The organism is Ensifer sp., from assembly GCF_031989085.1.
In the GTDB taxonomy this organism is placed as follows: domain Bacteria; phylum Pseudomonadota; class Alphaproteobacteria; order Rhizobiales; family Rhizobiaceae; genus Ensifer.
Genome location: NZ_DALZXU010000019.1, coordinates 1 through 8,793, shown reverse-complemented (window position 1 = coordinate 8,793; position 8,793 = coordinate 1). Strand labels below are relative to the sequence as shown.

Below are 8,793 nucleotides of genomic sequence, written 5' to 3'. Positions count from 1 at the left end.
GGATACCGCCGCCCATGGCCTGGCCGCCGCGCCGCGACTGGATCTGCGTGGCCTTGCCGGAGCGCACCTCGCCGAGACCCGACGGCTTGCGCGGGCGGTTGTCGACCTTGCCTGCCGGGCGCGGCTTGCCGGCCGGCCGGTTGATCTTCCCGCCGGAGCCTGCTTTCGACCGGGAAATGTTGTCCGGTCGCTTCGCCGCGATGTTGCCGGCGGCGGGTCTGTTGCCTGCCCCGATGTTCGGCTTGGCATTGCCCGCCCGGTTCTTCAGACCATCGACCTTGTTGGCCCGAACATCCTTCAGGTCCTTGAAGGACCCGGTATCGACCTTCTGCTTGAGGTTTGCGCTCGCATTGCTCCGGGTGATCTTGGCCTTGTCGCGGATATTGTTGTGGCCGTTCGCCTCGAGCTTGTTCTTCATGTTCGTGCGGTCGAGCTTGGCGAACTGGCTCTTGTCGATATTGATCTTGCTGCGGTCGACGTTCTTCCAATCGATATCGTTGAACTTGACCTTGCCCTTGATATTATTGAAGCAATTGTTGCAGTCGACGTCGATGTCGCCATCGTACCGGCCACCCCACACGCCCCAGTCATCCCAGTCGACCATCGCACCGAACACGGCGCCGGTCACGGCGCCGGCAAAGAAGGTCGCTGCCGGGTAGTAGTAATTCGGATAGGGCTCGGGATAATAGGACAGAGGCTCCGGTGCATAGTTCGGCACGTAGAGCATCTCCGGCTCATACTGCGGCACATAGATCTTTTCCGGGTTGGCCGCCTGGATGATGACGTTTTCGTTCTCCTGGACCACCTTCATCTTGTCGTCGGTCTTCAGTACGCCGGAGGCGACCGCCTTGTCGCGAAGCTGCTGGATGGCCACCAGCACGTCCTTCTGCTGATAGGCCATGGCGTCGGAGAGCGACTGCGTCCAGTCGAGGTCCTCGCTCATCATCTTGACGATATCTGGATAGTTGAGGAGCGATATGACGCTGCCATCCCAAGTATCCTTGGGCTTCAAATCCTTGTTCTTCTTCAGGTTCTCCAGATAGCGCTCGCCTTCGACAATCTGTAGCGGAAACAGCGACGCAGAGGAGATGAGCGCAACCAGCTCGTCGGGATAGAGCGCGATGCGGGCAACCAGCACCTCCAGCTCGTCTTCGCTGAGCGGTTCCGGCTGGTCTGATGCCGCCGGCTGCGCCGCGGGAGCGGTTGCTGCCTGTTCCTGCGCGTAGGCGCGAAAATTGTAGGCGTAGGGCTCCGGGATCAACAGACACGCCGTCGCCAGGAAGCAGATCGATCGATGCAAACGGATGACACGCTTGACTGCCATTTCCCCTCCCGATCGGACGCGCCTTTGCGTCACCTGTATCTGTCTGCCGGTGTGTCTGTGTATGTATGCCTGTCTGCTGGGCTTAGTGTTCGACGGCGCTGCGGCCACTGCAAGTGTCTGAGCATATTAGTGCATAAGTTGTTTCTTTTTCAATGCATAAATGATGACAGGCCGGCCGCACGTTCCCTGGGTTGTGCCACATCGATGCAGCGCGCCCCACCCTACGGTCGAACGGCTAGCTCCTGCCCAAAAGGATGTAGCCATATTGCAGGCTCTTCTTTTTGCGCGACTGGCGCCACAATAGCGGTTTCGATGCGGCCTTCATGCTGCGCGATTTCGCTGGGCCTGTGCCCCAGGGTGGATTGGAGAAACGGCGATGACGGAACCTCGTCCCTTGTCGGAAGCGGCGCCGAACGCGAACACCAATCAGAACACGGTCGCAACAGCCGCCGCCGGACACCTTGCGCTGGTCCCGACCTGGCTTCCCCTCGATCTCGTTCCCGATCCGAACCACAATTCAGCCGGCAGCGGCGGCAACGGCACCAGCATCGGCACGCTCGACAGCAACACGCTCGCCGTCTTCATGCCCTCCAACGCCGCCATCACCGGCCCGCATTCGGCAGCCGACGCCCAACAGGGCAATAACGCGCTGATCAACCAGCACGCCGCCGAAATGGCCGGCATGGGCGGCGACGGCGGCAACGGCAACCTTGCCGGCAGCGGCGGCGGCAATGCCGGCGGTGGCGGCCACGGCACCTTCCTTGGCAGCCTGGTCAGCACCGACGTCGGGGTATTCGCCCCTGTGAACACGGCCGTTGCAGGCGGGCCGGGCTCGACCGCGATCGCCAGCCAGGTCAACAATGCGGCGATGTTGCAGGGTGCGACCCAGATCGGCGGAATCGGCGGTTCGGGCGGCGACCACAACATCTCAGGCAGCGTCTCGCCTGCCCATCACGACACGTCCATCACGTTCACCGGCGACAATTTCGCCGGGCACGGTGGCGACGGTACCTTCATCGGCAGCATGATCGACGTGAACGTTGCAGTGTTTTCGCCGATCAACATCGCCATCGGCGCCGCTGGAGGGGCAGCCTCCGCTCACCAGACCAACAACGCCATCTTCGATCAGGGCGGCGTGCAGATCGCCGGCATCGGCGGCGTGGGCGGCGGGTTCAACCTGTCCTCCGACACGATCTTCACCGGCAGCCAGATGGCCGGCGGCGGCGGCTCCGGCTATTCCAACGGCAGCATGGTCGATGTCAGCATCGGTTACTTCCACCCGATCAACATCGCAGTTCCGGCGGGCGGAACGGCCGATGCACAGCAGATCGACCACGTCCTCTTCGACCAGCATGCGCTGCAGATGGCCGGCGTCGGCGGCCTCGGCGGCGAAGGCAATCTGTCGGATGCCCATTCGGCACTCGTCGACGATATCCTCAGCCTGGTCGACGGGATTTGACGACAGGGCAGCTCTTATCCTCGCCCCAGTCGCTTCAGTATCCAAGGAATAAGAACGCACCCGGGCCGGGTGCGTTTTTATGTGTGCGATCGAGGCGTGGCGCACCGCAAGCAACGACCCCATACCCCACCCAAAGGACCGTCACCGAATATCCGGCTAGCTCGCGCGGTGGATCGCGCGCACCCTTCAATCGCGGTTACCCCGTCTGCCACACGGTATCGCTGGCACCGAACCGCTGAAGAGAACACGGGGGCTCACAATACGTAGAGGAGCAACGCTATGCCTATTCCGCAAGCATCTGACACGATCAACCTCAGCGACTCCAATGCTGGCGATGCCAGCGCCGGCAACGGCGGCGATGGCTTCAACTATGGTGATATCCACTATAACCCGGTCGCCTATGTCGCGAATTCGCAAACGGTAGAAGGTGCCTACACCAAGCTCTACAACGGCGATCATGTCTGGCAGGATGCCGGATGGGGCACCGGCGACGGCGGCGATGGTGGACTTGCCCAGGCACGGGACGGCTTTTTGGCCTCTCTGACCAACAGTGGTGCCGGCGGTGCCGGTGGCGACGCCTATTCCAACGGCGATCAGGGCAATACCAGTGGCGGTAACGTTGCTGCGGTTGCTGCAGACACGACGGCCACGCAGAACACGCAGTTCCTGGCCGATCAGCACGCAACCATTCTCGCCGGTGTCGGCGGCAATGGCGGCGACGGCAACATGGCACGGGGCGGCGATATTTCCTCGGCCTTGGTTCACACCAATCCGTTCACGGAAACCAACACCTCGACCGAAACCAATACATCCACGGACACCAATACAGAAACCACGACGGTCTCGAATGCGCTCGATAATTTCATCAACGCATTCGGCTCGATAGACCTCAGCGATCTCGGTTCATGATCTGTAATGAGGATCGTCGGCCCGGCCGACGATCCTCATTTTTGCCTGTGCCGTTCCAAGCCTGCGCCTTGTCAGAATCGATTGCATTGAGATCCGATAATGACAACCAACTCGACAGTTCCGCCGCGCGAACCGACGCATCTGGTCATGGCTCTCAGGGCCTGCGCCGGTGCCTTCGGCCTCGTCTTCCTCTATAGTTGCGGCTATAATCTCTTTCTGCTCACCCCATCCATCTATCTCCTGCAGATCTACGATCGCGTCCTGTCGAGCCGCAGTGCCGATACGCTGGTCATGCTGACGCTGATCGTCGCGGTCGCCGTGGTGATCGGCTCGCTGCTCGATATCGTCCGCCGCGCCGCTCTGTCGCGTATCGGCAGCTGGCTCGACCACCGGCTCCGACCCGTTGTCCTCACCGCCGCCTTCGAATACGGCGCCCGCACCAGCACCGCGGTCGCGACCGATTGCTACAAGGACCTGTCGACACTCCGGCAATTTCTCGATTCACCCGCAAGCTCGCTGATCTTCGACGTACCCTGGGCCCCGGTCTTCCTGCTGCTCCTGTTTCTCGTCCATCCGGTTCTCGGCGTGATCGGCGTTCTCAGCGCCGTCGCCCTGTTGCTGCTCGCCGTCCTCACCGAACTGGCGACCCGGCGACCGCTCGCTCATGCCAACCGAGCCCTGACGCGCAGCTATGTGCGCTTTTCGACCGCGTTGAAATACATCCAGGTCATCCGTGCCATGGGCATGCAGGATGGCGCCGCCCAGATCGTCTACCGGGATGCCGAGGCCGCCAGAAAGGCGCAGGACGCCGCGATGCAGCGCACCGAGATCATTCTGGGTTTTTCGAAATCCGTGCGGACGCTGACGCAGATCCTGATGATGGGCGCTGCCACCTGGCTCGTGCTCGAGGAAAACAGCAGTCCCGGTATCATCTTCGTCGCCAGCCTGTTGCTTGGCCGCGGCCTTGCCCCGATCGAGGGCGCGATCGGCGCCTGGCGGTCCCTGGCATTTGCCCGCGCCGCCTTCGAGCGGCTCAATCAGATGCTAATCGCCGTAGCCGCCGACAGCGACGCCCGTATGGTTCCCGTGCCGGAGCCGAGCGGGCTTGTCCTCGACAGCGTCGGATATGCGCCGCCATACGCCGATCGTCAGATCCTGCAGGGCGTAACGCTCCGCCTTTTGCCCGGTGACTGCGTTGCCCTGATCGGACCGTCCGGATCGGGAAAATCGACGCTCGGGCGCATCATGGCCGGCGTCGAACCGGCGACCAGCGGCTGCGCGCTTCTCGGCGGCGTCGACATTTCCGCGTTGCGCCTTTGCGCGGGTACCCGCCATGTCGGCTACCTGCCGCAGGACATCGAGCTCTTCGGCGGCGCCGTCAAGGACGTCATCGGCCGGCTCGACGGATCGGATCCCGTCAAGGCGATCGAGGCGGCCAAGCTCGTCGGCCTGCACGACACGATCATGCGGCTGCCCAAGGGCTATGACACGGATATCGGTGAAGGCGGCGTCCTCCTGCTGAGGGCTCAGCGTCAGCAGCTTGGACTGGCACGCGCTGCCTACGGCAATCCGTCCCTCGTCGTGCTCGATGATCCCAATTCGAGCCTCGACTATGACGGCGAGCGCAAGCTCTTCACCGCCATATCGCGGATGCGCTCGCGTGGCATGATCGTCGTCATCATCACCCACCGCATGGGCATACTGCCCGTCACCAACAAGATCGCCATCCTGCGCAACGGCACGGTCGATGCCTTCGGCGACAGCGAGCGGATCTTCGAACGTCATCTTCAACCTCCGGCGCAAACCGGAACTTAGGAGGGGATGGTCCATGCACCAGCTACAGATCGATCGGCCCTCGTCGCGATCCGTCGTTGCCCGCAGCGCGGCCGATCAGCTGGCAAAGGCGCAGGGGCAAATCGACCGCCTTCTGACCTATGCGCCGAAGGACGGTGCCGTCGCGATCGAACTCGCCGCAGCTTCGCCGATGTCGAGACTGCGCTCGGTCGCACGGACCGGCAACCTGCTGATCGGCTTTTTCGTCATCGGCCTTGGCACCTGGTCGGCGCTTGCGCCGCTCAGCAGCGCGGCCATCGCCTCGGGCGTCGTCGAGCCGGAAACCAGCCGCAAGACCGTTCAACATCTGGAAGGCGGCATCATCAGGCAGATCCGGGTGAAGAATGGCGACGCCGTCACGTCGGGCCAGGTGCTGATCGACCTCGACGACACCAAGTTCCGCTCGGAACGCGACAGCCTGCAGGGCCAGCTCTGGGACGCCGAAGCGCGGCGCGCACGCCTGCTGGCCGAACAGGACGATGCCGACAGTATCATCTACCCGCCCGAGATGCTCGCCGCCATGGCCGACCATCCTGCCATCGGCGCGATCGTCGCCGGTCAGAAGCGGATTTTCGAAACCCGTCGACAGGTCATGCGGTCCGAGATCGCCATCACCGAAGAAAAGATGAAGCAGGTGCAGCAGGAAATCGTCGGCCTCGTCGCCCAGAAGGCGGCACTCACCGAACGCGTCGAAATCTCCAGGCAGGAATTGGAAAGCGTCACGACGCTGACCACCAAGGGGCTCGAAAAAAAGAGCCGCGTGCTCAACCTGCAGCGAGAGAAGGCCGACATTGCGGGTCGGGTCGGCGAGATCTCCGCCCAGATCTCACGTGCCTATCAGGTCAACAGCGAGGCCCAGGCCTATCTCGTCAAGCTGCGCAGCGACCGACTGAACGAAGTCGCGCAGACCGTGCGCGAAACAGAGACGCAGATCCTGCAACTCAGCGAAAGAATGCGTGCTATCGACGATCAGCTCGCGCGAACCGAGATCAGGGCGCCTGAGGACGGGATAATCATGGATCTGCGCGTCCACACGACCGGTGGCGTCATCGGCGCCGGCGAGCCGCTGGTCGACCTTGTTCCGCGCAAGAGCCGCCTCGTTGTCTCAGCCCGCGTCCGCCCGGAGGACATCAACCTCGTGCATCCCGGCCTTGTGGCGCAGGTCCATCTGCTGCCCTACAACCAGCGTCGGGTGCCGCTTTTGAAAGGCACGGTCGGGTATGTCTCGGCCGATCGCCTCGTCGACAAACAGACAGGCCAATCCTACTACGCCGCCACGATCCATGTCGTCGACGAGCGCCTGGCCACGATGAGCGGCGTCGAGCTTGTCGCAGGCATGCCCGCGCAAACGCTGATCGAGACCGGCACAAGCAGCGTGGCATTCTATGCACTGAGGCCGCTGCTCGACAGCTTCAACAGGGCGTTTCGTGAGGACTGAGACTGCCACGGCCGAGGGGCTCGGCGCGCAAGGAGGAAGGGGCCGGCAGCGACGCGCGTCGAATGCGACGCCTGAGGCTGCCTTGAACATTCTGCATCATTTGACCTGAAACCATCCCTGGAACGAGGACAGATGCAGTTTCACCGTTCGCCGCGCCCTTCCTTCCTGGCCAGCCCTGGCACGAAGCCAGCGGAGGACGCCATGATGGGCAAGCGAAAATTCGACGACGACGAGATCGTGGACATCCTCAGGGAGCATCAGGCCGGCACGACGGTTGCGGAAGTCTGTCGACGGCACGGCGTCAGCGAACCGACCTTCTACCGCTGGCAATCCGCCCAGCTGCGCACCGTCGGCTTCGATGCCAAGCGGATACGGGCGCTGGAGCAGGAGAACCAGAAGCTGAAAAAGCTGCTCGCCGAGGCAATGCTGACGGCAGCGACGCTCAGTGAGATGCTGGAGAAGACCTCGCGGTGACGATCGCACCTACGGGGCTGCCGGGCTGTTGCGCGGCGATCCCCTGCCACTCAACCGGGCAACCACCTCCGTGCGGTTCTGCACCTGAAGCTTGCGCATGATGTGCTGGAGATGCATCTTCACGGTGTGACCCGAAAGGTTGAGTTTGCCGGCAATCACCTTGTTGGACGAACCGCACTGCAACTCGGCCAGGACATCGGCCTCGCGCGGGGTGAAGTCGGCATGGGACATGTCGTCCGTGCGCAGCCGCATGAACTGCGCCGCCTCGGTTTGCGGCGCCGAGCCATCCGCAACCGCGCGCAGCGGATGCGGACAGAATACCCCGCCGGCAAGCACGAGCCGAAGGCCGGCAAGCGCGATCTCGATCGGCAGCGACGTCGTGAAGAAGCCGCGAATGCCCATCTGCAGTGCCTGCGTGGCGATCGAGCTGTCGTCGGTGTCCGAAAGCAAGGCGATCGGCGCATCGTGGTAACGCTCGGAGATCGCCGCGAGGTCCGCGCGCATGCTGCTGCTCGACACGCTCCGCCCCGCCAGATCCAACGTGATCAGCCGGATATCCATGCCGAGGGCCCTGTCCAGGTCCGCAGTCGAAGTCATATCGATGAAGGTCCATCCCGCCAGCTCGCGCTCAAGCAGCGTAACGATGGCGGTACGTGCGAGCGTGTGCGGCTCGATGACAATGCCGGTAGGCGCAGGCCGGCCTGTTCGGCGCAGCATTCCTGAACTGATGGACACGCGTCGACCCCCAGGATGATTGCAACCTCTAAGGTTGGCATACTATGCCCGAACATCCACCATGTCATGAGAAAATGGGGATTAATCCGATCGGACCAGCTCCGGCAAGCAATTGAAAATACGTACGTTTTTTGCACCGTTTCAGGCGTATGCGGCGTTGTAACATATCTTGAGTAGCAAAGTCCGGGGCGCGTGATGAGACGATGATCGAAACCCTATCAACGGATCGGCCACGATTTTGCAACCGGCTGCATCAGAAGTTCCGACCAGGCAGGAGGACTGGCACTGTGTCGTTTGCCGCACGGGACGTCTTCAGCGGTGAAGACCAGCAACCGGCGTCGATTGCGTAATGTGATCACCTTGTCATCGCGTGATGCCCAAACGCAAAAAGCCCGCGGACGTTATTGTCCAGCGGGCTTTTATGATTTGGTTTGGTTGCGGTCGCAGGAATTAAGGTTTCTGTCCCGCTGCGTCGGCTTTGCCTCGTTGCGTGCGCCTGACGAAGGGTTCAATCGTCGCGCTGTGCGATCCAAACGCAAAAAGCCGCCCTTATGGGGCGGCATTTTTGTATTTTTGGTTGCGGGGGCAGGATTTGAACCTGCGGCCTTCAGGTTATGAGCC

8 protein-coding genes are annotated in these 8,793 nt (G+C 62.3%); 5 read left to right on the top strand and 3 right to left on the bottom strand.

Features of this window, described 5'->3' with window-relative positions; genetic code table 11:
• Positions 1–1,324, bottom strand: a 1,324-nt coding sequence (locus RTP54_RS30915; protein ID WP_312367882.1) for a DUF3300 domain-containing protein, incomplete at its 3' end; no start/stop codon positions are given.
• 376 nt (positions 1,325–1,700) lie between these two features.
• Between RTP54_RS30915 and RTP54_RS30910 the strand changes: the two genes are divergently transcribed.
• The 5 genes from RTP54_RS30910 (at position 1,701) to RTP54_RS30890 (ending at position 7,437) form a co-directional block, all read left to right on the top strand.
• Positions 1,701–2,783, top strand: coding sequence for a hypothetical protein (locus tag RTP54_RS30910; RefSeq protein ID WP_312367878.1), 1,083 nt, complete (start codon positions 1,701–1,703; stop codon positions 2,781–2,783).
• 279 nt (positions 2,784–3,062) lie between these two features.
• Complete coding sequence (locus RTP54_RS30905) at positions 3,063–3,692, top strand: PE-PGRS family protein (RefSeq protein WP_112810541.1); 630 nt, start codon at positions 3,063–3,065, stop codon at positions 3,690–3,692.
• Positions 3,693–3,791: 99 nt separating this feature from the next.
• The gene (locus RTP54_RS30900; protein WP_312367875.1) at positions 3,792–5,507 is read left to right on the top strand and encodes a type I secretion system permease/ATPase; all 1,716 of its coding nucleotides are present in this window, start codon (positions 3,792–3,794) and stop codon (positions 5,505–5,507) included.
• Positions 5,508–5,520: 13 nt separating this feature from the next.
• Entirely contained in the window at positions 5,521–6,963 is a 1,443-nt protein-coding gene (locus tag RTP54_RS30895) for an HlyD family type I secretion periplasmic adaptor subunit (RefSeq protein WP_312367874.1), read from the top strand.
• A gap of 201 nt (positions 6,964–7,164) precedes the next feature.
• Positions 7,165–7,437, top strand: a complete 273-nt coding sequence (locus RTP54_RS30890; protein WP_162704381.1) for a transposase — start codon at positions 7,165–7,167, stop codon at positions 7,435–7,437.
• Positions 7,438–7,446: 9 nt separating this feature from the next.
• Here RTP54_RS30890 and RTP54_RS30885 read toward each other — a convergent pair whose 3' ends face one another.
• Both RTP54_RS30885 and RTP54_RS30880 read right to left on the bottom strand, forming a co-directional pair.
• Positions 7,447–8,154 carry a response regulator transcription factor gene (locus tag RTP54_RS30885; RefSeq protein ID WP_312367883.1) on the bottom strand — a complete coding sequence of 236 codons (708 nt, stop codon included), beginning with the start codon at positions 8,152–8,154 and terminating at the stop codon, positions 7,447–7,449.
• A gap of 437 nt (positions 8,155–8,591) precedes the next feature.
• A partial coding sequence (locus tag RTP54_RS30880) for a hypothetical protein (RefSeq protein WP_312367872.1) occupies positions 8,592–8,793 on the bottom strand: 202 nt, incomplete at its 5' end.

Excerpts from the sequence above, each read along its gene's own strand:
- RTP54_RS30910 (WP_312367878.1), top strand. The coding sequence starts at position 1,701 with ATGACGGAACCTCGTCCCTTGTCGGAAGCGGCGCCGAACGCGAACACC.
- RTP54_RS30905 (WP_112810541.1), top strand. The coding sequence starts at position 3,063 with ATGCCTATTCCGCAAGCATCTGACACGATCAACCTCAGCGACTCCAAT.
- RTP54_RS30900 (WP_312367875.1), top strand. The coding sequence starts at position 3,792 with ATGACAACCAACTCGACAGTTCCGCCGCGCGAACCGACGCATCTGGTC.
- RTP54_RS30895 (WP_312367874.1), top strand. The coding sequence starts at position 5,521 with ATGCACCAGCTACAGATCGATCGGCCCTCGTCGCGATCCGTCGTTGCC.
- RTP54_RS30890 (WP_162704381.1), top strand. The coding sequence starts at position 7,165 with ATGATGGGCAAGCGAAAATTCGACGACGACGAGATCGTGGACATCCTC.
- RTP54_RS30885 (WP_312367883.1), bottom strand. The coding sequence starts at position 8,154 with ATGCTGCGCCGAACAGGCCGGCCTGCGCCTACCGGCATTGTCATCGAG.